This window comes from Nocardia tengchongensis, assembly GCF_054781395.1.
Genome location: NZ_BAAGUM010000015.1, coordinates 35,609 through 58,121, shown reverse-complemented (window position 1 = coordinate 58,121; position 22,513 = coordinate 35,609). Strand labels below are relative to the sequence as shown.

Here is a 22,513-nt window from a genome sequence, read left to right as displayed (position 1 = left end):
GCGCGCGCTAGGCCTGCCCGGTTTCGAAGCGGCTGATCTTCCCATTGTCGACGGTGAACCGCCAAGCGGTGCGCATCGCACCCCAGGTGTCGTTGCGGTAGTTGGCGACCAGGCCCAGCCCGTCGCCTGTTTGTGTCAACACATCCATATGCCCAGCCGACGAGAAGATCTCGCGTTCGGCCCAGTCCGCGAAATCGCGGTCCGAACCATCGTCGGACATCGTCGCCCCGGGCGTGAGGGTCGATTCCAAGGCCTTGCGGTCGCCCGCATTCACCGCAGCAACGAACGCACGCACCGCAGGGTCTGTCAGCTGATCGAGGGCGATACTCATGAGTTCACTCCCTTGCATCGACAAGCGATTGACTCGACGATCCGATGATCGCACGCCGAGCCATCACATGATCGGCCACCCTCGTCAGCCGCATCAGGGCTCTGCCGACCAACGATCGTCAGCCGCCCCACCCGCCCTGCCTGAAGGAGTTGTCGCGGTTCAAGTCGACCATGACTCGACCGATCGAGGCGAACGTCTGATCGCTCAACTGAACGGTGCAGCGTCGACGGCGCAACCGGTTCCGGCCAGCGGCAGTTCGGTGCTGAACAGGTAGTCGCGTTTGACGCGCTCGGCGCAGGTGCTGGCCACATACATGCTGCTGTGGCCCATGCCTTCGATCGTCACGACCTGCGCCCGCGCCAGCTGAGCGGCTCCGGTGACCGCGCCCTGCAAAGGCGTCGCCGGATCGAATCTGCTGTTCAGCACCAGGATCGGTGCGGCGGTGCGGCGATTCCACGGGCCGGTGTAGCGGTCGGCGTCACGAGCCTGCCAGAACGCGCACGCCATCATGTCGAAGACGCCGATGCGGCCGAAGTACGGAACTCGCATATCCTCGGTGATCGCGGTGCGGCTGTAGATGCCGAGATCGGTGGGGACGGCGCTGTCCACGCACTGGGTCGTGTAGAAGGCCTCGGTGCGATTGCCGGTATAGGACTCTCGATCTGCGATGGGCACAATGCCCGGCCACGAGGTGCCCGCGTCGAACAGCATCTGCAACAGCGTCGCGAGCTGCGGATAGGTGTCCGGGCGCGAAAGGTTCGCCGCCGCATTGATTATCGACGAATAGGTGAAGGTCTCTCCCGCCATCCGAATCGGCGCCAGCCGCGCCCGCTCCGCGAGCACCGGCCACTTCAGTGCGGGATCACCGGCCGAGAACGCACACTTCGGACCCGCCGCGGCGCAATCGCGCAGGAACGCATCGAATGTCGTGGCGATACCCGCGGCCACATTCTGGCGGGTATCCACCGGAACCGTATCGCCCTGTCCGCCATGGCCGTTCACACTGCCGTCGAAATCCATCGACCCGTCGAACACCATGGCCCGAACCCGGCCGGGGAACATATTGGCGTAGGTCGCGCCGACCAGGGTCCCGTAGGAAATACCGTGATAGGTCAGCTGCGCGTCACCGACCGCGCGCCGCAGCAGCTCCAGATCCCGCGCGGTATTGGCGGTCGAGGCGTGGTCGAGAACCGGCCCGGCCAGCGCGCGGCAGCGGTCGGCCAACTCCTGGTTCCGGCCATAGAAATCCGCCTCCCCGGCCTGGTCACCCGGCATGTCCGGGAAGGATCCGAGAAACGCGAGCTGCTCGGTGGTGTTCGGAAAGCACCGGGCCGCCGCACTCCGCGCCACCCCGCGCGGATCCCACGACACGATATCGAACCGCTCCCGCAGCTCCGCCGAGAACAACCACGGCCACCGCGCCCGCTCCCGTAGTCGATCCACGCCCGACGGCCCCGGCCCACCGAAGTTGACGAACAGCGTCCCGCTCCGGCTACCGGGATCGGTGGCAGGCAATTTGATCACCGCCAGCTCGATCCGATCCTCCTGCGGCCGGTGATAGTCCAACGGCACCGCGGCAGTCGAACACTCGAACCCCTCGGCACAGTCCACCCATTGCAGCACAGGCGCTACGGCTGCCTCCGCGAGCGAATCCTCATAGGGATCCGCCCCCTCGGCCGCCGGCACCCCCACCAACCCCGCGAACACCACCATGCAGGCCACCACCCGAAATCGCCGAAGCCCACTGCGCCCCAAACCCAAACCCACTGACGACACCTTCCGAACACCGACAACCCAACGCCCGCCCCACCCTGCTCTGGTCTGGCGCATCTCCGGCGGCCAGCAAAGTGAACCGCAATAGTGTCCCACCGTCAGCGGCGGTCTCGAGATCGAAGTGGATCTGATCATCAGGTCTGCTGGTCCGTGGGACTCCTACCTGGGATCAGCGGTCGCTGGCGTCGGGGAGACGGACCGGGCACGCGGTGTCGGGAGCGGTGGCCAGCTCGAAGTGCCACCACTCATTGTCGTACATCCTGCAGAGCCCCCAGTGGGAGCCGTTGTCCTCCAGCCATTGCGCGCCCTCGCGCGGGCCGACGTCGATGGCTTGGCCGGTGACGTGGGTGGATTCGGACGGCGGCAGGACCCAGCGGCGGGCGGCCTCCGGGCTGCCGTAGGTCTGTAATCCGTCCTCCCACAGGGCTTCCTGTTCGGCGGGGGTGCGGTAGCCGGAGGTGATCCAGAGGGTGACGCCCGCGGCGCTCGCGTCGTTGGCGGCGGCCGCGTACGCGGCGGCGAGGCGGGGGTCCAGACCCTCGATGCCGCCGGCGATAGCCTTGGCGTTCGGGATGTCCGCGCCGGCCTGCGTCGTGTCCGAAATCGGTTCGGCGGCAGCGCGAGCCGCGGTCACCGCGCTGACGGACCCGCCGACCAGCCCCGCGCTCGCCAGGACCGCCAGCGCCGCGACCCGTCGTGCGCCGGCGGGCCGCCGCTGGACTGCCATGTCAGGACCGACAACGCGCATCCGCTTGCCTCCAGGCTCGATGTTCAGCTTCGGGTATACCCGAACCGGCCACCCGGTCCGAATGGTTCGCGAACTCTCGTGCCCGCCAGACGTTTCCGCGTCTCAGCCCTGCCTCCTCGGTTAGACGCGCTCCTTGGAGCGCTCGCGCACGCGCAGCGCGATCGGCTTCGAGGTCTCGGCGAAGAAGTCGTTGCCCTTGTCGTCGACGACGATGAAGGCGGGGAAGTCCTCGACCTCGATCTTCCACACGGCTTCCATGCCCAGCTCCGGGTATTCGAGCACCTCGACGGACTTGATGCAGTCCAGCGCCAGTCGCGCGGCGGGGCCGCCGATGGAGCCGAGGTAGAAGCCGCCGTGTTCCTTGCACGCCTTGGTGACCTGCGCGGAGCGGTTGCCCTTGGCCAGCATGACGTGCGAGCCGCCCGCGGCCTGGAACTGGTCGACGTAGGAGTCCATGCGACCGGCGGTGGTGGGGCCGAAGGAACCGGAGGCGTAGCCGTCGGGGGTCTTGGCCGGTCCGGCGTAGTAGACGGCCATGTCGCGCATGTACTGCGGCATCGGCTCGCCCGCGTCCAGGCGCTCCTTGATCTTGGCGTGCGCGATGTCGCGGGCCACGACCAGCGGGCCGGTCAGCGACAGGCGGGTCTTGACCGGGTACTTCGACAGCTCGTCGCGGATCTCCGACATCGGCCGGTTCAGGTCGATCTTGACCACGTCGCCGCCGAGGATGGCGTCGGTCTGCTCCGGAAGGTACTGCGCCGGTTCACGTTCCAGCTGCTCCAGGAACACGCCCTCGGGGGTGATCTTGGCCAGCGCCTGGCGGTCCGCCGAGCAGGACACCGCGATGGCGACCGGGCAGGACGCGCCGTGCCGCGGCAGGCGGATGACACGCACGTCGTGGCAGAAGTACTTGCCACCGAACTGCGCGCCGATGCCGAAGGACTGGGTCAGCTTGAAGACCTGCTCCTCGAGCTCGAGGTCGCGGAAGCCGTGCGCGGCCATCGAACCCTCGGTCGGCATGTTGTCGAGGTAGTGCGCCGAGGCGTACTTGGCCGTCTTCAAAGCGAATTCGGCCGAGGTGCCGCCGATCACGACCGCCAGGTGGTACGGCGGGCAGGCCGCGGTGCCCAGCGAGCGGATCTTCTCGTCGAGGAACTCCAGCATGCGATCGGGGTTCAGGATCGCCTTGGTCTCCTGGTACAGGAACGACTTGTTGGCCGACCCGCCACCCTTGGCCATGTACAGGAACTTGTACGACGGCTGCGCGGGATCACCCTGGTTGGAGTACAACTCGATCTGCGCGGGCAGATTGTTGCCGGTGTTCTTCTCGTCCCACATATTGATCGGGGCGAGCTGCGAGTAGCGCAGGTTCAGCTTGGTGTAGGCGTCGAACACGCCGCGCGAAATCCATTCCGCGTCATCGACTCCGGTGAGCACGCCCTCGGACTTCTTGCCCATCACGATGGCAGTTCCGGTGTCCTGGCACATGGGCAGGATCCCGCCGGCGGAGATATTGACGTTCTTCAGCAGATCCAACGCCACGAACCGGTCGTTGCCGCTGGACTCGGGATCGTCGATGATCTTGCGCAGCTGCGCCAGGTGCGCCGGCCGCAGGTAGTGGCTGATGTCGTGCATCGCCTCCGCGGTCAGCATCCGCAGCACCTCGGGCTCGACCTGCAGGAACGTCCGGCCGTTCGCCTCGAACGTGCTCACGCCCTCGGTGGTGAGCAACCGGTACGGAGTGTCGTCCTTGCCGGTGGGCAGCAGATCCGAGTACAGGAAATCAGGCGCGGTCACGAATCGCACTCCTCGAGCAGGGCTGGGGCTGGTCAGCCGACGGTTCAAGCACAGTGACTCTATCCAGCACCCGGCGAGCGCCCGCCGACAGGTATAGATTGCGCCGCGCAGAGGTGTGGGTCTCCTCGCCCGCAGGTACAGGTTGCACCTTCAACCGAGCAGGTGTTACCTGTGCATGATGTGCTTGTCGGCGGCGGGGAGGACTTAGCATGAGTGCGGAACCCGGGAGTGGAACTGTGGCGCAAACCCGTTGGCTCGATGATGTCGAGATGCGAGCGTGGCTGGGTTTCGTGTTCACCCGCGATCTGATCGCCGCCGCGGTCGGGCGCGATTCGCTGCGTGCGTCCAATCTGACCTACGTGGAGTACACCGTGCTGGCCCGGCTCGCCGATGCCCCCGACCATCGCCGCAGCTTCGCCGAGCTGGCCGCGGTGCTGGAATGGTCGCAGAGCCGACTCTCACATCAGATCACCCGGATGGAGAAGCGGGGGCTGGTGGCGCGCGAATCCATTCCCGACGACGCCCGCCGCACCGCCGCGGTGCTCACCGACAAGGGCGTGCAGGTGCTCGATTCGGCCGCACCCGCCCACGTCGACAGTGTCCGCCGCCACATGGTCGATGTGCTCGATCGTGGCCAGCTGACCGCCCTGGCCGACATCTACGACACCCTGCTGGCCCATCATCGCGGAATCGACGCCCGCGGCCGGCACACCTGAGCGCGAAATCCACCCGCCGACCTCGGTTTGGTTTGGCACCCATCGGGTAGTGGGTAAGACTAGGCTCGGCACCGGCTTCCGACGTTGGTCGGCACCGAGCGCACGGCTGGTTACCCGGCCGTGGAAGTGAGCACCCGACCTGGCCTTAGCGAAAGGGGCAGGAGTTTCCATGTCCGACGTGTCCATCGGTCTCTCGGCGGATTCGCTGCCCGCGGGTCCCGTCGACAATCTGCTTCCGCAGCTCGTCGAACACCTGCGGCAGAACCGCACCGAACTTCGCGAGGAGTGGGCCCGTCGCATCACCGATGCCCAGCTGCTCACCGCCATGACCCCCGAGGAGATCTTCTCCGAGGCCACCTCCGTCTACGACAACTACGTCGAGGTGCTCGAGACCGGTAGCGTCGAGGCGCTGCAGGCCTACGCCCGCGACCTGTCCGAGCGCATCATTCCGCGAGGCGTCGAGACCGACGAGGTCGTCGGCATCGTGCTGCTGCTGCGAGACGTGCTGGCCCGCAGCCTCTTCGAGAAATACCAGACCGACTTCGAGCTGCTGAAACTGGTGCTCGACGCCTACGAACCGGCCGCGAACCGCATCGCCAACACCGTGGCCGTGTCGTTCGTGCAGGAGCGCGAGCGCGTCATCCGCCAGCAGCAGGAAGCCATCCGCGAGCTGTCCACACCCGTGCTCCAGGTGCGTGAACAGCTGCTCATCCTGCCCATCATCGGTGTGCTGGACTCGCAGCGCGCGCGTCAGCTCACCGAGCAGCTGCTGCGCGCCATCCGGGCCAACCGCGCCAAGGTCGTCGTCATCGACATCACCGGTGTGCCGGCGATCGACTCCACGGTGGCCAACCACCTGGTGCAGACCGTCGACGCGTCGGGCCTGATGGGTGCCAATGTCATCATTACCGGCCTGTCGTCGGAGATCGCGCTTACCCTTGTCACGATCGGCCTGGATCTGTCGAAGATGAATGCCGTCGGTGACCTCCAGGGTGGCATCGAGGAAGCGGAGCGCCTGCTCGGCTACGAGGTGTCACGCGTCACCGATCGCGACGGAAGGTAACCCGGGCGGGGCTCATGCCGGTACCCATTCTGAAACAGGGCACCTATCTCATCGCGTCGGTGCAGTCAGCGCTCACCGATGCGGATACCGAACGCCTGCAAGACGATTTGATGACCTATGTCAGCAGATATCGCGCACAGGGCATCATCGTCGATGTCACCGCAATCGATGTAATGGACTCCTTTGCCGCCAGATCGCTGCGTACCATCGCCCACATGACCAAGCTGCGAGGCGCGGAAACGGTCATCGTGGGACTGCAGCCCGAAGTCGCTTTCGCCATGGTGCAATTGGGGCTCACCTTCGAGGGCATGCACACCGCGCTCGACCTCGAAGAAGGTCTGTTCTGGTTGAACAAGAAGACCCAGGGGCGAGGCCGACGAGACGGTCGTGATCGTGGCCGCTGACGACGTGGTGATCGCGGTGACCGTGTCCAACGACATCGTGACCGCTCGGCAAGCGGGGCTGGAGTTGGCTGCCAAACTCGGCTTCTCGCTCTCTGATCGCACCATGATCGCGACAGCCATTTCCGAAGTGGCGCGCAATATCACGAGTTACGCCGGCACCGGGGAGATCCGGCTGGCCGTGCAGGATCGCGACGGCCGGCGCTCGATGGTGGTGCAGGCCAAGGACATGGGCCCCGGCATTCCCGACATCCCGCGCGCCATGGAGGACGGGTTCTCCACCGGACGCGGTCTGGGCCTGGGCCTTCCGGGCTCGCGGCGGCTGATGGACGGCATGGTCATCAACTCCGAGCCCGGCCAGGGCACCCTCGTCGAGATGTGGAAGTGGGTGCCCACCGGTGCGTGAGGACGGAAACATCGGCGCGGTCGAATGGGCCGTCGCCGGGCGCGCCCTTCCCGGGCAACGGGTTTCGGGTGACCGGTCGGTAGTCCTCGACGCGGGCGGCGGGTCGGTGCTGTTCGCCGTGCTGGACGGACTGGGTCACGGCGCGGCCGCCGCGGACGCCTCGGACCGGGCCGCGCAGGTGCTCGCCGAGAACCGCGCCGAGCCCCTGGATGTGCTGTTGCTGCTGTGCCACCGCGCCATGAGCGACACCCGCGGGGCGGCGGTCTCGCTGGCGCTGTTCGATTCTCGCGAGCGCGTGCACTGGCTCGGGGTCGGCAATGTCGAATCCCGCATCGTCGCCGCGGCTCCAGGCAAACCCGCCATCCGCGCGACCGTCCTGCTCACCGGCGGCATCGTCGGCTATCTGCTGCCGCCGAATCTGCAACCGCAGACCGTGCCGGTGCGCCCCGGCGACCTGCTGCTGATGTCCACCGACGGCATCACCTCGAACTTCGCCGACGCCATCGACCTGTCCAAACCCACCGCGGAGATCACCGCCGACATCCTGGCCCGCCACGCCAAGGATACCGACGACGCGCTGGTGCTGGCGGCCCGCCATCGCGGGCAATCCCATCCCTCCCAACCCATTCCGAGTGTGAAGCCATGAGCCCAGCGTGAGTGCCGTCCTGGCCGCTTTCCGCGAGGCGTACGCCGCCGCGCTACGACTGCATCTGCGCGCACCCAATCAGAACACCCTGTCCGAGGGCTACGAGCTCGGACGCCGCGCCCTGGTCGAGGGGGTGAGCATCCTCGATCTCACCGAGCATCATTTCCGGCTGCTCGAACTCGAGGGGCTCGGCTCCGCGCCCGACGGCACCGACCGCAGCGAAGCCGCCCTGGAATTCCTGTTGCAGACCATGGCGGCCCTCGACGTCGCCACCCGCGGCTTCCTCGACGGCACCCGCCGCTACGAGCAACAGCGTTCGCGCGCCGACGATCTCGCCGGTCGCGACGCCTTCCGGACCGCGCTGGTGGAGTCGCTGCAGGACGGGTTCTTCGTCGTCGACGCCGAAGGCACACTGATCGAGGTCAATTCGGCCTTCGGCGCGCTCACCGGATACGGGCCCGACGGCATCCCCTACCCGCTGCCCCACCCCTGGACGGTCGAGGACGCGCCGCGGTACCCGGATCTGGGCACCGAGGCCGCCCGGTTCGTGATGCCGATCCGGCATCGGGACGGGCGGCAGCTGTGGCTGGCGGTGTCGACCTCCTCGCTGGTGAAACCCGAGAACGGGGAACGGGTTTTCGTCGGCACGCTGCGCGACGTCACCGCCGAGCACGATGCCCAAGCCCGCGACCAAGCGGTCTCACGGCTGGCGACGGCGGTCGGCGCGGCCACCAGCGTGGTGGAGGTGCTCACCATCGGGCTGGAGGAACTGCGCCGGGCGGTCGGCGCCGAAGCCGCCGTGGTGTCGGTCTGGCCCAGCCACACCGCGGGACCGGAACTGTATGTCTCCGAGGACAATCCGTACACTGCCGCCGGCCTGGCCCCGCACGTCACCCAGCCCATCCGCCGCCGCGGCGAGGCCGAGACCACCGGCGGCGAGTCCCGGCGCGTGCTCGACGCCCGCGCCCGCGCCCTGCTCGATCGCGCCCGATTGCAGCCCGGCCGCAGCATGTTCGCCATCCCCGAAGGAGAGTCGAGTTCCGAGGGCATCGTCGCGCCGCTGGGCGAGAGCGGCGATTCCGCGTTGTGGCTGCGCTTCGCCGCGCCGCGGGTGATCACCGCTGGTGACTGGGCGCTGTTCTCGCTGTTGGTCGGGCATCTGAGCCTGGCGGTGCAGCGGGCCCGCAACTTCGATCAGGCCCGCTCGACGTCGCTGACCCTGCAACGCGCCATGCTCGGCCCGATCGAACTGCCGCCGCGGTTCTCGGTGCACTACGAGCCCGCGCTGCCGCCGCTCGAGATCGGCGGCGACTGGTACGACGTGGTGCGGTTGGAGGGCGGCGCGATCGGCGTGGTCGTCGGCGACTGCGTCGGGCGCGGTCTGTCCGCGGCCGTGGTGATGGGCCAATTGCGCACGGCCGCACGGGCGCTGCTGTTGCGCGGCGCGGGCCCGGCGCAGCTGCTGGCCGAACTGGACACCGTGGCCGCCCGAATCCCGGGCGCCATGTGCACCACGGTGTGCGCGGCGATCCTGGACCCGGTGCGCGGGCTGGTGCGCTACTCCAACGCCGGGCACATGCCCCCGGTGCTGGCCGAACCCGGCAAACAGGGCCGGCTCCTGGAGGGCGGGCGCGCATTCCCGTTGGCCACCTTCGATATTCCGCGGCGCCCGGAGGCCACCACCGCGATGGCGCCCGGCGCGACCCTGGTGCTGTTCACCGACGGTCTGGTGGAGCAGCGCGGCGTCGACATCGACGACCGCTTCGTGGAGCTGGCCGACGAATTGTCGCGCGGCGCGGGCAAACTGCCGCGCGAGGTGGCCGATTCGGTGCTGTCGCGGCTGCGGCCCAGCGGCGGCTACGACGACGACGTCGCCATGGTGGTGTACCGGCAGCCGCCCCCGCCGCTGCGCCTGGACGTGCCCGCCGACGCGCGCGAGCTGTCACTGCTACGGCGCGCCTTGCGGTCCTGGCTGGCCGCCGCCGCGGTGCCGCACGACCTGGCGGTGGATCTGGTGTCGGCCGCGAACGAGGCCTGTAGCAACAGCATCGAGCACGCCTACCTCGGCGGCGAACCCGGCCGGGTGCAGCTGGCCGCGGACAGCGGCGTGGACTGCCTCACCATCGAGGTGTCCGATACCGGTGTATGGCGGCCGCTGCCCGCGGATCCGGGCAACCGCGGCCGGGGCATCGCCATGATGCGCGCGCTCACCGATCGACTCGACATCGACAATTCCGGTCCGGGCACCCGGGTGCGGATGTCGGTGAAACTCACGGCCGTTTCCTTCTCCGCGGCCGGGAGAATGTGAATCACGGCCTGCCGGCACGTCTTCGGCAGGCGGCCCACCTGCGAGCCAGTGCCGATGTGGCAAACGATGCAGCACGAACGGACGGATCATGGCAGATTTGAACAACGTGACCACTAATTCCGCAGACGGCCACCCCTTCGCCGAAACGATGACCACCTCGGTCACCCAGACCGACGCCGCGACCGTCCTCACCGTGACCGGTGAAGTCGACCTCGCGACCGCCCCCGCCCTGGAGAGCGCGCTCGACGCCGCCCTGGCCGGGCCACCCGCCGCGCTCGTGATCGACCTGACCGCGGTCAGCTTCCTCGCCTCGGCGGGCATGGCGGCACTGGTCAGCGTGCACAAGCGGGCCGGCGACACCCGCCTGGTCGTGGTCGCCGATGGTCCCGCCACCAGCCGGCAGCTCAAGATGACCAGCCTGGACCAGGTGTTCTCGCTGCACTCCACGCTCGACGAGGCGCTGACCGCGCTGGGCTGAGCCGGCGAGCCCGCCGTGTGTGGCGGGGGCTCGCCGAACCGGGCCGATGTACGCAGTCCCGTGAACACGACGAAGCCGAGTCCGGATGACCCGGACTCGGCTTCGTCAGTCGTGTGTGGCGATCAGATGAGCTCGCGCAGCTGCTCGATCAGCTTCACGCGCTCGGCCGCGGTACCAGCCATCGGCACCACGTTCAGGACGGTGACGCCCGCCTCGCGGAACGCGGCGACCCGCTCCTTGACGAACCCGGCCGTACCGATCAGGTTGGTGTCGCGGACCAGATCGTCCGGAACCACCTTGGCGGCCTCTTCCTTGCGGCCCGCCAGGTACAGCTCCTGGATGCGGTCGGCCTCGGCGCCATAGCCGTACTTGGTGGCCAGCGCGTGGTAGAAGTTCTTGCCCTTGGCGCCCATGCCGCCGATGTAGAGGGCCATGTGCGGCTTGAGGCCCTCGCGCCAGCCGTCCACATTGTCGCCGATGGCCAGCGCCGGACCGGCGTAGATGTCGAGGTCGCCGCGCGCCGGATCACGCTTGGCCAGACCGGCTTTCACCGAGTCGCCCCAGACCGCGTCGGCCTTCTCCGGCAGGAAGAAGATGGGCTGCCAGCCCTCGGCCACCTCGGCGGCCAGTTCCACGTTCTTCGGGCCCAGTGCGGCGAGCAGCACCGGAATGTTGTCGCGCACAGGGTGATTGATGAGCTTGAGCGGCTTGCCCAGGCCGGTGCCCTGCCCCTCGGGCAGCGGGACGTTGTAGTACTTGCCGCTGTACTCGAGCCGCTCGCGCTTCCACACCTTGCGGCAGATCTCGAGCGCCTCGCGGGTACGGCCGATGGGGGCGTCGTAGGGCAGGCCGTGGAAGCCCTCGATCACCTGCGGGCCCGACGCGCCCAGACCCAGGATGAAGCGGCCGTCGGAGACGTAGTCCAGGCCGGCCGCGGTCATGGCGGTCAGGGTGGGGGTGCGGGTGTAGAGCTGCAGGATGCCCGAGGCCAGCTGCACTCGTTCGGTCTTCGCCGCGAGGTAGCCCAGCGCGCTGACGGCGTCGAACGAATAGGCCTCGGGCACGAACACGATGTCCAGGCCCGCCCGTTCGAGGTCGGCGACCTCGGCGGCGATCTCCTTGAAGCCGTCGGTGTAATTGATCGACAGTCCGATACGCATGACCCGGACAATACCCAACTATTTGCATACCGACAGCGGGCGGGTTCCCCTATTGGCAACTCGACAGCGGGCGGGTTGCCGGCAGCGTCCCGACGACCGGTAGCGTGGGCGGCGAAATCACCCGAATCCCGGGTAATGCCAGCAGGACTGCCAAGGGAGGCCACCCCGCATGACTCAGGACACCACCACGTTCGGTGACTCGACACTGCGGGGGTACCTGGAGGAGCTGGCAGCCAAGGTGCCCGCGCCCGGCGGCGGCGCGGTCGCGGCGCTGCACGCGGCGCAGGGTGCGGCCCTGGTCGCCATGGTCGCGCGCTACACCACCCGCGCCAAGGACGCCGACAATCGCCCGGTCATCGACCGGATCATCGCCGCCGCCGATGTCGCTCGCGAGCGCTCGCTGGCGCTGGCCGACGCCGATGCGGCGGCCTTCACCGCGGTCGGCGCCGCCTACAAGCTGCCCAAGGAGTCCGAGGCCGAGCAGGCCGCGCGCGCCGAGGCCATCACCGCCGCGCTGTTGCAGGCCGCCCGGGTGCCCGCCGCGGTGGTCGCCGAGGCCGACGAGATCGTCTCTCTCGCAACCGAACTGCTGCCCATCGGCAATCCGAACGTGGTGACCGACATCGGCGCGGCGGCCGATTGCGCGCGCTCGGCGGCCGGCAGCTCGCAGCTGAACATCGCGATCAATGTGGCCTCGCTCGACGGTGCGGCGGGCGCCGAGTTCGCTCCGGTGCTGAAGCAGATCGAGGAAGTCATCGCCCGCGCCGACGCGCTGCACAACGACGTTGTGGTGGCCATCACACGCTGAGCAGCGCGAATCCGCTTGTCGCGGTGCCCCGTTCCGATCCGGAACGGGGCACCGTTTTCGTATCGCCACCTGCACTGTCGGCGTTCGATGCCCTTTACCCCGAGGGCCGATCTGGACAAAGTACCCACGCCGGTACAATTGTCACGAACCGGAAACATTTCCGGATGGTAGTCAAGATCAAGTCATACGCTGATGAACCAGCCCCACACCCTCTCGAAGGGACGGAAGAATGCGGAAAGCGATTCGCTCTCTGTTCGTCGCAAGCTTCGTCGCCGCGGCGGCCGCGTTCGGTTCCGGAGCCGCAGGCGCGGCACTCCCGGCATCCAATCTCCCTGCGGTCCAAGCGATCACGCCGGGCGCAGGTCAGGTGGTCGGTATCGCGGCCCCGGTGACCGTCCAGTTCGCGGACGCGGTCACCGACCGGGCCAAGGCCGAACGCACGGTCGCCGTGCGAGCCGAGAACGCCCTGGCGGGACAGTTCACCTGGCTCGATGACCGGCAACTGCAGTGGACCCCGGATCACTATCTACCGGTGTCGTCTCCGATCACCGTCTCCGCGGGACGTGACAACGTCAAGTTCCAGACCAATGGCGGCACCACCGCCGATGCGGACATGTCGGCGCACACGTTCACGGTCTGGGTGAACGGTGTGGCCCGCACGATGCCCGCGTCCATGGGTAAACCGGGCCGTGAAACCCCGGTCGGCACCTTCCCGGTGATGTCGCGGGAACGCACGGTCACCTTCGACTCGCGAACCATCGGCATCCCGCTCAACGACCCGGAGGGCTACCTGCTCACCGGTGAGTTCGCCGAACGCCTGACCTCGGGCGGCGTCTACGTCCACTCCGCGCCCTGGTCGGTGGATTCGCAGGGCAACTCGAACGTCAGCCACGGCTGCATCAACCTCGCACCCGCCGACGCCGAGTGGTACTACGACAACGTCTCCGTCGGAGACCCCGTCACCACCCACTGGTGACACCGGAGCAGGGCTCCCGCCATCGGCGGGAGCCCTTTTCCTCGTTCTGAGGCTTTTCGCTAGCGAGCGGACTCGGCGGCCTGCACCACGTGGCGCATGAGCAGCGCGGTGGTGACCGGACCGACGCCGCCGGGCACCGGGCTCAGGGCGGCGGCCTTGCCGGTCACCGCATCGGCGTTCACGTCGCCGGTGATGTTGCCGTTGTCGTCCTCGTTGGTGCCCACGTCGATGACAACCGCACCCTCGCGCACGTGATCGGCGGTGATCAGGCCCGCGCGGCCGACCGCGGCGACCACGACATCGGCCGCGGAGGTGACCGCGGGCAGATCGGTGGTGCGCGAGTGGGCGATCGTCACGGTCGCGTTCTCCGCGAGCAGTAGCTGCAGCAGCGGCTTGCCGACCACGTTCGAGCGCCCCACGACCGCGACGTGGCGGCCCGCGAGGGGAATCTGGTGGAACTTGGCCAGTTCCACGACCGCCTCGGAGGTGGCGGGCGGGAAGCCCGGCAGGCCCGCGGCCAGCAGGCCCAGCGACAGCGGGCTGACGCCGTCGACGTCCTTGGCGGCGGCGATGGCGGAGCTGACGTCGTCGAGGCCGACGCCCTTGGGCAGCGGGGTCTGCAGCATGATCGCGTCGACGGAGGCGTCCTGCGAGAGCTCGGTGAGCTTGGCGCGGATCTCCTCCGCGGTGGCGTCGACCCCGAGATCGATGTTCTCGCAAGTGATTCCGTTGCGCTCGGCGGCGCGGTTGAGCGACTTCACATACCAGGCGCTGGCCGGGTCGTCGTTCGGAATGACGAGCGCGAGGCGCGGGGCCGCACCCTGGTCGGCGAGGGCGGCGGCGCGCTGCTTGGTGTCGGCGTTGATGGCGGCGGCGAGTTCCTTGCCGATGAGCGAAGTCGTATCCACGGGTGCACAGCTTATCCGGCGCGGGAGCCCGCCTTGTCCCGCGCGTCCGCCGCGCCACCGCGCGCGTCCGTCCGGCGGCTTCCGCGCACCCGTGCGTGTCTGGTTGTTTGCCCCGTTCCGTCCTGATTGAATTGTCCGGCCCGTCCGGATTGCCCGCCCCGCGCCTCGCACGTCCCCCGCGTCCCGCCGATCCAAACTCGCGAAACCAGGTCGGCAAATCCCAGATAACTGCCTTGGACAGTCGTATCGTGTCTCCATCCGGCACAGGGCCAATGATCAGCTAATGCGATGGTCCGGCCCGTAGACGCATGCGTGACACCCTCGGAAAGGTCGACAGCAGTGCAGATCGCCAGGCGTTTTCCCACCCTGCTCGCGGCGGCCGCCGCGACCCTCGCCATCCTCGGCACCGGCACCGCGCACGCGGATCCCGCGGCCCTGTTCAATTCCGCGCAGGACAACTTCACCAGCGGCAACGAGGCGGCCGGTCTGGCCGACCTGCGTCAATTGCTCGGCGAATCGCCCGATGACGCGCAGGCGCTGGCGTTGCAGGCGATCTGGTCGGACTACTCCGGCGACATCATCACCCGCGAGGTGGCGCTGAACCGGCTCAACGGCATCGACGGCCGGCTCGCCGACGGCACCCGCAACCTGTTCCGGGCCATCGGCGCCGCGGTCGGCACCCTGCCCAACCCGATCCCCGCGATCGCCGGACCGCAGACCGGTATCGCGGTGCTCGGCTACGGCCTGCTGCCCGACGGCGCGATGCGCCCGGAGCTGGTGAACCGCCTGCAGGCGGCGTGGCTGCAGGCCATCGCCTCCCCCTTCTCCCCCATTCTGGTGACCGGCGGCAACCCGCAGAACGGCATCACCGAGGCGGCGGCCATGCAGGGCTGGCTGATCGGCCACGGCATCCCCGCCAACCGCATCCTCGCCGATCATCGCGCGGGCTCCACCGTCCAGAACGCCTTGTTCGGCGCGCAGATGCTGCGCGACGCGGGCGCGACCAGCGCCATCGTGGTCACCTCCCCCAACCACATCCGCCGCGCGGTCGCCGACTTCATCGTCGCGGGCATCCCGGTCGTCGGCGCCACCACCTCCCTCGAGCAGCTGGTCTCCCAGCTCCCCCCGCCCGCCCGCAGCGGCCAGCGCGGCATCTACCTCGACACCACCCGCACCCTCCGCATCCCCGCCGAACGCTGACCCCACGGCCGGACCCGCCCACCTCCGGCGCGGGTCCGGCCGTGCACAATGACGCGGTGACCGCCCGTGACACCGCACCCCTGGTCGCACGCCTGCGTGCGGCCGGTTGCGTTTTCGCCGAAGACGAGGCCGCCCTCCTCCTATCCGCGGCCACCAACCCCGCCCACCTGGAAGCGCTTGTCACCCAACGCATCGCGGGCTTCCCCCTCGAACACCTCCTGGGCTGGACAGAGTTCCGCGACCTCCGCGTAACCGTCGCTCCCGGCGTCTTCGTCCCCCGCCAACGCACCGGCTTCCTCGTCGAACAGGCCGTCTCCCTCGCCCGCACACTGGGCCGGCCCCTTGTTGCGCTGGACATGTGTTGCGGCTGCGGCGCATTGGGATTGGCGTTCACGAAAGAACTGGCGGCGGAAGGGATTCAGGTCGAGCTGACGGCCACCGACATCGAGCCGGCAGCCATCGTGTGCGCGCGAGAGAACCTCGCCGCAGCGAACGCACACGTCGTCGAAGGCGACCTGTTCGACGCGGTACCCCCGGATCTCCATGGCCGCGTAGACATCCTCCTGGCCAACACCCCGTACGTCCCGTCCGACCACATCCGCGACATGCCCCCCGAGGCCCGCGATCACGAGCCGCGCCGAGCCCTCGACGGAGGCATCGACGGTCTGGACGTACTACGCCGCATCGCCGCTGTCGCCTGCGACTGGCTCGCCCCCGGCGGACACCTCCTCGTCGAGGAGAGCGAGGAGCAGGCCCCGGTCGCCGCCGACATCATGCGCACCCACCACCTCGCAGCCCGCATCGTGGAATGCGAGGACATGGGCGCGACCGTGGTAATCGGTACGCGGCCACCGGGTTTCGCAACCGATCCCGCCGACGAGTTCACCCAGGCCGACTCCTCAACATGGAAAGACGATGCCCAGTGATCGACCACGTCTACATCTCCGTCACCGATATCGAGCACGCACTGGCCTTCTACCTCGAAGCCCTCGCCCCCGCAGGCTGGCGCGCGTTCGGCAACTACGACGCCTCCTCCGGGCCGGACAACGTCCCCGACCTCTTCGGCATCGGCGATCCCGACTACATCTCAGGCGCGAAGCCCGGCTCGAGCATCTGGCTGCGCCGCCGCACCCCCGGCGAGACCGGCCTCTACCTCGGCATCGCCTGCGACAGCAACGAGATGGTCGACGCCTCCTACGCCGCCGCCATCAGCGCAGGCGGAATCGACGAAGGCAAACCGGCCGACCGAACCTACTTCGCCCCCGGCTACTACGCCGCCAACGTCCGCGATGCCGACGGCAACCGCCTGGAGTTCGTCCACAAAGCGTGGAACACGACGCGCTAGACATACGCTCACGAGCCGATGCCCACAAATCACTCTGCGCCAACCCTTTTCGCCAGATTCTCCGCGAGTGGATAGCGCTTCTCCGGGGGCAGGAGCGCCGTGGCGCGGTCGACCCGCCCGTCGCGCAAATGCGCGGAGATCTTGTGCGTCAGGGCGGTGAGGTCCCGGATCTCCACGACCCACTCGTCGACGTACCGCTGGACGATGTTGCGGGACAGCCCGACCTGAATGCTCCGGTGGTCGAGCTTCACATTGCGAATCGAATACTCCGGATCCCACTGCACCCGCACAACCGCCTCTTCGAACCGCTCCCGCCACCGCGCGGCATCGCCATACACCCGCCGCTCCGGACTGGTCAGCACCGCCCGACCGAGTGCCTCCTCCCATCCGGCCCGTGTAATCCGAACCGCGAGTATCCGTTCCTGCCCCGCGCTGCGTGCCCAATTGCTGCGATGCATGAGCCACCGATAGGACGGCTTGATCCACGTCATCCGATTGAGCGAAAACGGCTCGACAAACCGCTGCGCGCCGACAGCGGCGGTAGCAATCGCATCGTTGAACGCTTGATAGACCACGATGGTGTCACGGTCGAAGTCGGCGCGAATCTCGTACTGATTCATAACGCGCGCAACAGTAATGGCGAGCGGACGCGGTCACCAGTGAGTTTTCAGCACGAGCGTGACGTACACATCGACGCCGCGACAGAACCGCAGCCGCGGAGCGTCGGAAGATCAACAGGTCAAGGCATCCCACGCCGGCCGAACACACGATCGTGCCGATGACGCGATACTGATCGAGATCGGCAGGCGCGCTCATCTTCGGCGCTCACTCGCCGGCGTCGGCGTCCTCACTTGAATGCCATCGGAACCACATACCAGTGTCACCAGCCCGAAAGCCGTCGCGGTTGTCGAGTCTGCGCTCGGCCAGAAGCTTTCGCTTCTTCTCCGGAATCTGACGGTGCGGAGCCAGCAGACTGGCCAATTCGTCGTAGCGACTATTGATGCCGCCGTGACCCGGATGGCTATCTACCCCAGCCTCGCCGGCCGCACGGCGCAGCTCCCAAGCGATATAGATCGCCCACCACTCGAGCTCCCAGGCCACAGCCTCGTCGCTAGCCGGCCAGACGTAGTAGACGTACTGGTCGTCACCTCGGTCGAAGGCCCAGCCGTCGTAGTAGTGTGGCCGACCGCCGACATCGGCTAACCCGGCCCGCGGCCAGTCATACCGTGCTGATTCGGTGTACACACGCTCGAAGCCGTCCGCGATCAGGTCCGCTTCGTCCCACTCTCTACACACGCACGAATGCAACACCGGATCGAGACCTTCGCGCGGCGAGGAAAGCATCCGCTCATGGCGATTACAGGAAGGTCGAAGCGATTCATCGGTTCGACCGGTCCTCTAGTGTGGCCAACGAGGTTGTACAGGTGGTGCGTTGGAGGTGGACTGCCGGTGTTCGGACGCTGGAGGCGTCGCCGGTCGGCAGCGGTTGAGTGGGTATTCACTGGTCCGGTGTCCGCGCCGATGATCGCCGAGCGGCAGTTGCTCGCCGCTATCGTGTCCCGCATTTCTGCTGACGTTCCGCCCGGATGGACCACTCTCGAGGTGCGGATCGATATCGTCGGTAAGCAGCTGAATTTCTTTCTGTCCGTGGAGTCGTTGCCGGGGCCATTCGAGGTCGGCGTCCCGCACGAGGTCATGGACCTGCGACAGGTGATGTATGTCCCGCGCCGGGGTACGTGGTTCACGATGTGGTTGACGATTACCTCGGATGGCTTGGTTGGTGTCCGTTTCGGACGTGATCGACCCAACGTGCGTGAGCAGCTCGCTCAGGCTGTCACCGATGAGTTGCGTTTGTTTCCAAGGGATTCTGTGCCCGGCTGGATGCGCGTCGAGCTCGGCGAGCATCAGGAAGCCGTGCTCGGTCACGGTTGGTTCGATGACACGACTGCGTCGACGTGCTGCAACAGCGAAGAGGGATGCGACTGCATCGATAGAGCTGAAGCAGTCTCGCGTGCCGCGGATTTCGTTCCGGACCTCGACGGTCTGCGTCATCTCAAGATTGTCCACCACTCCGAGTTCGACCATATCGCGGTGTCGTTCAGTGAGATTCTGGCCAACGGTCGTGAATGGCGGCGGGTCGAACTGTTCCGCGACGGCGGCGGCGGTCTTGCCGCAATGTCGGGCCGAACAGAATTCACATACCTGACCAGCGGCCTGACGCCGTCAATAGCAGAGATCTCCAGCTATCCACAGCTATCGGCCGAAGCGATCACCAGCACCGACTTCCAGACAGAGTGGTTGGCAGTCGGCGGCTGGTAACCCGAACGCACTCTCCTGCCGCATACGGGTCGGTCCGGAGCGGCCAGCAGGGTGCACCTGAAGATCAGCGCCCCGAGATCACCTCTCGAGGCGTTCGTACGTCCGGAACGTCCGCAACTGCCGAATTGAGGGCAGCCTCGCCACGAAAGACACTGCGGCACAACGGCTATCGGTGGTCGATGCGCCCTCGAGCGGACGGTGGCCCGTCCAGGTCGTACCCCAGATCCCCGCCGAGCCCACCTGGCCCGTCACACCGGCTGAATGAACACAGAAGCCTGGCCATCCAGCAGGCGGCAGATCTCGCCGTCCGGATACGGGGTGCTCCGGCTCGCCTGCTGGAACGCACGCATGAACGCGGACATTGCCGCGGCGACCGGCGCGTGCCGGGTGAGGACCGCGGCGGCTCCCTCGGGGATGCCCTCCGGCGGCTTGCCCTCGGCGATGGCGCGCACCTTCGCGGCGCGTGTCTCCCGGCCTTCCAGCCCGTACAGGGCAGTGAGCAGCCAGTTCACCAGATAGGTGGCAGTGAAACCGCGGTCATAGCTCTGGTTCCGGTCGAAGAACACGGCCTCCTCCGGCGAGATGTCGAACGCCGAGGAGAGCGAGAGGCCGTAGTCGCCGAAGTAGAGGCGTCGACCGTCCGTCAGGATGTTCCAGAAGTGCGCGTCGAGATGCAGCAGCCCACGGCTGTTCATGAAGGCGGTGCCGGCGGCCAGCTCCCGCTCCACCATGGCGCACGCCCTGTCGGCGGCCTCATCGCCCGCCTCGATCTGGACGTTCAGCCACTCGTGCAGGGTCTGCGGTATGTACTCCAGAAACAGCGCGATGCTCGCCGAAGAGTCCCGCAGGGCCTCGATCCGGTGGCGTACCTGGGGTCGGCCGTCCCAGTAGGCGACGGCGCGATCGATATCGGCGAGCTCCTCTGGCAGCGGCGTCGTGTCCGGCAACACCCGCCAGTGGTACATCAGCGGGAAGCACTCGTATTCGGCGGCGAGCACCCAGTTCGTCGTCATGGTGTGCACGGCGAGCTCGCGCCAAGCCCCGAATCCCGCCCCGCCGATGAGACCGACGCCGTAATGGTAGAACAGCGGCACGTCGAACAGGTTCGCCGTGGACCGGACGTGCTCCGGTAGCCGTTCCAGGTCGGTGAGGGGCACTCGCTTCACGAAAACCGGGGTTCCGGCGACCTCCAGCAGCGCCGACTTTCCGCCGATACCGGCACCGATCGGCACAGCCGCATCCATGAGCTCACCCAACGCGTGATCGCTGTGCAGCGCCAGGGCCGTGGAGACGGCACCGTAGGCGTGCAGACGCGCCGGGCGCGACATATCCCGGGTTGCCGCCGCGTCCCGGGATATCGCCTCACTGTCGCGCATCACCACGATACCCCCTGTTGCACTGGCGATTCCGTCTCAATCAACAGTCACCCTATCGCGATCTTTGGCCTGTCAAATATCCGGAAATGCCGCATCCGGCGCGGTCCAAGGCGGCCAGCGCGACCTAACTGAAGATCAACGGCCCCGGGGTATCTCGGGGCCGTGCTGTGTCCGCACATGCCGATTACACGATGTGGCTCGAATTCCTGAACGGCTGTGCGGCAGTGATCCGAGCCTCCGGCGGCTGGTGATTACCGGTATCGGAAGAGATAGGCGGTGGCGGGGTGTGTGTAAGCGATGCCGCGGCCCGAGGCGTGGAGTTGTTCAGGGGTTGGGTGGGGTGGGCGACGTGGTTGCAGGTAGCGCTGCAGGTCGGTGGCGGTGAGGGTGTAGCGGGAATTGCGGTGCTGGATGACCGCGGCTAGATCGTAGTCGGCGTCGAGGTGGGCGAGTCCAGCGTCGGCGTGGCTGTTGTTGACCAGCAACCACCCGGGCGCGCGCAGGAGCGGTTTCACGTGTCGGGAGATCGGTCCGGCGTAGAGGGATATGGCCAGATCCCATGCGGCTATGGGGAGTTCGCGTGAGGTCTCGGTGTAATCACCGGGGTGGAAGGTGATTCGAGGTTCGGCAGGATAGCGTTTGCGCGCACGGGCGGTATCGGTGGCGTGGGTTCCGGTGAACGCGCGTAGTGCGCGAGGGTCCGAGTCGAGATAGGTGACGTCGTCCCAGATGTACGACGGTGCCAGATCGAGGTAGCAGCCGGGATAGATCACGCGGTGCGCCCCGGTGTACTCGGCGACTATGGCGTAGAGCTGGGTGCGGTCGCCGATGTGTGCGATGTAGTCGGCGAAGGCGGGCGCGGTCATCGTGGTCCTTCGGGGTCGGCGGTGGGGTGTGGACGGTCGAATGACCGTGGGTCATACTACTGACCAACGGTCATTCGACCGTTGCGGTTCCCATTCGACGGAACCGAGACGTGGCCCATACCCGAGGAGCACACCGTGAACGCGAATGCCCACCCGCAGGTGGGGCGTTTTCAGCCCCCGGACGTGCGGCGCCGCCAGATTCTCGACGCGGTCGCCGCGCTGCTGCTCGAGGACGGCTACGAGGCGCTCACCGTCAGTAAGGTCGCCACTCGGGCCGGTGTCGCCAAAGGCACCGTCTACCTCTATTTCGACTCCAAACAGCAGATGCTCGCAGCGCTCCAGGCACGACTGTGGGAAGGCATCCTCGAAACCCCGGCCGCACTACTGGACCGCGCCGACCTCAACTGGACTCAGCGCCTGGACGGCCTGGTCGCAGCCTGGGTCACCGCCGAACATCAACACCACGAGCTCTACCATCGCCTGTTCCACGAACTCGGCCCCGCAGGCGAAGAACCTCTGATCGCCGCCCGTGCCCTGTTGGTCACAATCCTCACCGAAGGTCACCAAGCGGGCGAATTCGACGTCCCCGACCCGGAATTGACCGCCGACTTCCTCACCCACGCCTACGCCGGCCCCTGCCACCACAACACCGACACCGACACCGACATCATCCCCGCCATTCAAGACCTGTTCCGCCGAGTTGTGGCCGCCCACTCGGACAGGTGAGCAGCAATCTGATTCAGATAGTGAACACACGCTCATGCCGCCGAGCGAGCGGTGCGGAGGCCAGGTTCTTGTCGGTTCGGCCTGCTCGCTCATGCCAAGTGGCGCGCCTTCCGGCGGCTGGACGGTTCCAGCCCTGTACTGCCGGCCGGCTGCCTTCTCAGA

At 67.5% G+C, this 22,513-nt stretch carries 24 protein-coding genes; 14 read left to right on the top strand and 10 right to left on the bottom strand.

The window, feature by feature from the left end; translation table 11 throughout:
• Positions 1-7: 7 nt before the first annotated feature.
• The 4 genes from ACYVKL_RS26770 to ACYVKL_RS26755 form a co-directional block, all read right to left on the bottom strand.
• Positions 8-331: a nuclear transport factor 2-like protein gene (locus ACYVKL_RS26770; RefSeq protein WP_379165900.1), complete on the bottom strand. Its 324-nt coding sequence runs from the start codon at positions 329-331 to the stop codon at positions 8-10.
• Positions 332-535: 204 nt separating this feature from the next.
• Positions 536-2,044 (bottom strand): alpha/beta fold hydrolase, encoded by a 1,509-nt coding sequence (locus ACYVKL_RS26765; protein WP_379165899.1) that lies wholly within the window; start codon positions 2,042-2,044, stop codon positions 536-538.
• Positions 2,045-2,273: 229 nt separating this feature from the next.
• Positions 2,274-2,831, bottom strand: coding sequence for a M15 family metallopeptidase (locus ACYVKL_RS26760; RefSeq protein ID WP_379165898.1), 558 nt, complete (start codon positions 2,829-2,831; stop codon positions 2,274-2,276).
• A 141-nt stretch (positions 2,832-2,972) separates the two neighbouring features.
• On the bottom strand, positions 2,973-4,649 hold the full coding sequence (locus tag ACYVKL_RS26755) for a fumarate hydratase (protein WP_357196047.1): 1,677 nt from the start codon (positions 4,647-4,649) through the stop codon (positions 2,973-2,975).
• Between the two features lie 236 nt (positions 4,650-4,885).
• Here ACYVKL_RS26755 and ACYVKL_RS26750 point away from each other — a divergent pair, with 236 nt between their 5' ends.
• The 7 genes from ACYVKL_RS26750 to ACYVKL_RS26720 all read left to right on the top strand — a co-directional run bounded on the left by ACYVKL_RS26750 (position 4,886) and on the right by ACYVKL_RS26720 (position 10,667).
• The gene (locus ACYVKL_RS26750; RefSeq protein WP_379165897.1) at positions 4,886-5,365 is read left to right on the top strand and encodes a MarR family winged helix-turn-helix transcriptional regulator; all 480 of its coding nucleotides are present in this window, start codon (positions 4,886-4,888) and stop codon (positions 5,363-5,365) included.
• Positions 5,366-5,534: 169 nt separating this feature from the next.
• Positions 5,535-6,428 (top strand): STAS domain-containing protein, encoded by an 894-nt coding sequence (locus tag ACYVKL_RS26745; RefSeq protein ID WP_213555150.1) that lies wholly within the window; start codon positions 5,535-5,537, stop codon positions 6,426-6,428.
• 14 nt (positions 6,429-6,442) lie between these two features.
• A complete protein-coding gene (locus ACYVKL_RS26740) occupies positions 6,443-6,832 on the top strand; it encodes an STAS domain-containing protein (RefSeq protein ID WP_213555149.1) in 390 nt (129 codons plus the stop codon).
• Positions 6,822-7,235, top strand: a complete 414-nt coding sequence (locus ACYVKL_RS26735) for an ATP-binding protein (protein ID WP_379166654.1) — start codon at positions 6,822-6,824, stop codon at positions 7,233-7,235. Before ACYVKL_RS26740 ends, ACYVKL_RS26735 begins: the two co-directional genes overlap by 11 nt.
• Positions 7,228-7,881, top strand: a complete 654-nt coding sequence (locus ACYVKL_RS26730) for a SpoIIE family protein phosphatase (protein ID WP_379165895.1) — start codon at positions 7,228-7,230, stop codon at positions 7,879-7,881. The genes ACYVKL_RS26735 and ACYVKL_RS26730 overlap by 8 nt, the downstream gene beginning before the upstream one ends.
• Positions 7,882-7,888: 7 nt before the next feature.
• Positions 7,889-10,189 (top strand): SpoIIE family protein phosphatase, encoded by a 2,301-nt coding sequence (locus tag ACYVKL_RS26725; RefSeq protein WP_379165894.1) that lies wholly within the window; start codon positions 7,889-7,891, stop codon positions 10,187-10,189.
• A 148-nt stretch (positions 10,190-10,337) separates the two neighbouring features.
• Positions 10,338-10,667 carry an STAS domain-containing protein gene (locus tag ACYVKL_RS26720; RefSeq protein WP_379166652.1) on the top strand — a complete coding sequence of 110 codons (330 nt, stop codon included), beginning with the start codon at positions 10,338-10,340 and terminating at the stop codon, positions 10,665-10,667.
• A 122-nt stretch (positions 10,668-10,789) separates the two neighbouring features.
• Here ACYVKL_RS26720 and ACYVKL_RS26715 read toward each other — a convergent pair whose 3' ends face one another.
• Positions 10,790-11,827, bottom strand: a complete 1,038-nt coding sequence (locus ACYVKL_RS26715) for an LLM class F420-dependent oxidoreductase (RefSeq protein ID WP_379165893.1) — start codon at positions 11,825-11,827, stop codon at positions 10,790-10,792.
• Between the two features lie 169 nt (positions 11,828-11,996).
• Between ACYVKL_RS26715 and ACYVKL_RS26710 the strand changes: the two genes are divergently transcribed.
• On the top strand, positions 11,997-12,635 hold the full coding sequence (locus tag ACYVKL_RS26710) for a cyclodeaminase/cyclohydrolase family protein (protein WP_379165892.1): 639 nt from the start codon (positions 11,997-11,999) through the stop codon (positions 12,633-12,635).
• 229 nt (positions 12,636-12,864) lie between these two features.
• Positions 12,865-13,611 (top strand): L,D-transpeptidase, encoded by a 747-nt coding sequence (locus tag ACYVKL_RS26705; protein WP_379165891.1) that lies wholly within the window; start codon positions 12,865-12,867, stop codon positions 13,609-13,611.
• Between the two features lie 59 nt (positions 13,612-13,670).
• On the opposite strand, the gene ACYVKL_RS26700 is transcribed toward ACYVKL_RS26705, so the two are convergent.
• Positions 13,671-14,519, bottom strand: a complete 849-nt coding sequence (locus ACYVKL_RS26700; RefSeq protein ID WP_213555143.1) for a bifunctional 5,10-methylenetetrahydrofolate dehydrogenase/5,10-methenyltetrahydrofolate cyclohydrolase — start codon at positions 14,517-14,519, stop codon at positions 13,671-13,673.
• Between the two features lie 339 nt (positions 14,520-14,858).
• On the opposite strand from ACYVKL_RS26700, the gene ACYVKL_RS26695 reads away from it, so the two are divergent.
• The 3 genes from ACYVKL_RS26695 to ACYVKL_RS26685 are packed head-to-tail and all read left to right on the top strand — an operon-like array spanning position 14,859 to position 17,064.
• Positions 14,859-15,719 (top strand): YdcF family protein, encoded by an 861-nt coding sequence (locus ACYVKL_RS26695; RefSeq protein ID WP_379165890.1) that lies wholly within the window; start codon positions 14,859-14,861, stop codon positions 15,717-15,719.
• A gap of 56 nt (positions 15,720-15,775) precedes the next feature.
• A complete protein-coding gene (locus tag ACYVKL_RS26690) occupies positions 15,776-16,645 on the top strand; it encodes a putative protein N(5)-glutamine methyltransferase (protein ID WP_379165889.1) in 870 nt (289 codons plus the stop codon).
• A complete protein-coding gene (locus ACYVKL_RS26685; RefSeq protein WP_379165887.1) occupies positions 16,642-17,064 on the top strand; it encodes a VOC family protein in 423 nt (140 codons plus the stop codon). The genes ACYVKL_RS26690 and ACYVKL_RS26685 overlap by 4 nt, the downstream gene beginning before the upstream one ends.
• 29 nt (positions 17,065-17,093) lie before the next feature.
• Here ACYVKL_RS26685 and ACYVKL_RS26680 read toward each other — a convergent pair whose 3' ends face one another.
• The gene (locus ACYVKL_RS26680; RefSeq protein ID WP_379165886.1) at positions 17,094-17,684 is read right to left on the bottom strand and encodes a DUF4291 domain-containing protein; all 591 of its coding nucleotides are present in this window, start codon (positions 17,682-17,684) and stop codon (positions 17,094-17,096) included.
• Between the two features lie 205 nt (positions 17,685-17,889).
• Positions 17,890-18,408, bottom strand: a complete 519-nt coding sequence (locus ACYVKL_RS26675) for a hypothetical protein (protein WP_379165885.1) — start codon at positions 18,406-18,408, stop codon at positions 17,890-17,892.
• 165 nt (positions 18,409-18,573) lie between these two features.
• Between ACYVKL_RS26675 and ACYVKL_RS26670 the strand changes: the two genes are divergently transcribed.
• Positions 18,574-19,383: a DUF6881 domain-containing protein gene (locus ACYVKL_RS26670; protein ID WP_379165884.1), complete on the top strand. Its 810-nt coding sequence runs from the start codon at positions 18,574-18,576 to the stop codon at positions 19,381-19,383.
• Between the two features lie 248 nt (positions 19,384-19,631).
• Here ACYVKL_RS26670 and ACYVKL_RS26665 read toward each other — a convergent pair whose 3' ends face one another.
• Together ACYVKL_RS26665 and ACYVKL_RS26660 are read right to left on the bottom strand one after the other, a co-directional pair.
• Complete coding sequence (locus ACYVKL_RS26665) at positions 19,632-20,759, bottom strand: protein kinase family protein (RefSeq protein ID WP_379165882.1); 1,128 nt, start codon at positions 20,757-20,759, stop codon at positions 19,632-19,634.
• Between the two features lie 251 nt (positions 20,760-21,010).
• Positions 21,011-21,625: a hypothetical protein gene (locus ACYVKL_RS26660; RefSeq protein ID WP_379165881.1), complete on the bottom strand. Its 615-nt coding sequence runs from the start codon at positions 21,623-21,625 to the stop codon at positions 21,011-21,013.
• A 135-nt stretch (positions 21,626-21,760) separates the two neighbouring features.
• Here ACYVKL_RS26660 and ACYVKL_RS26655 point away from each other — a divergent pair, with 135 nt between their 5' ends.
• Entirely contained in the window at positions 21,761-22,351 is a 591-nt protein-coding gene (locus tag ACYVKL_RS26655; protein ID WP_379165879.1) for a TetR/AcrR family transcriptional regulator, read from the top strand.
• Positions 22,352-22,513: the final 162 nt, after the last annotated feature.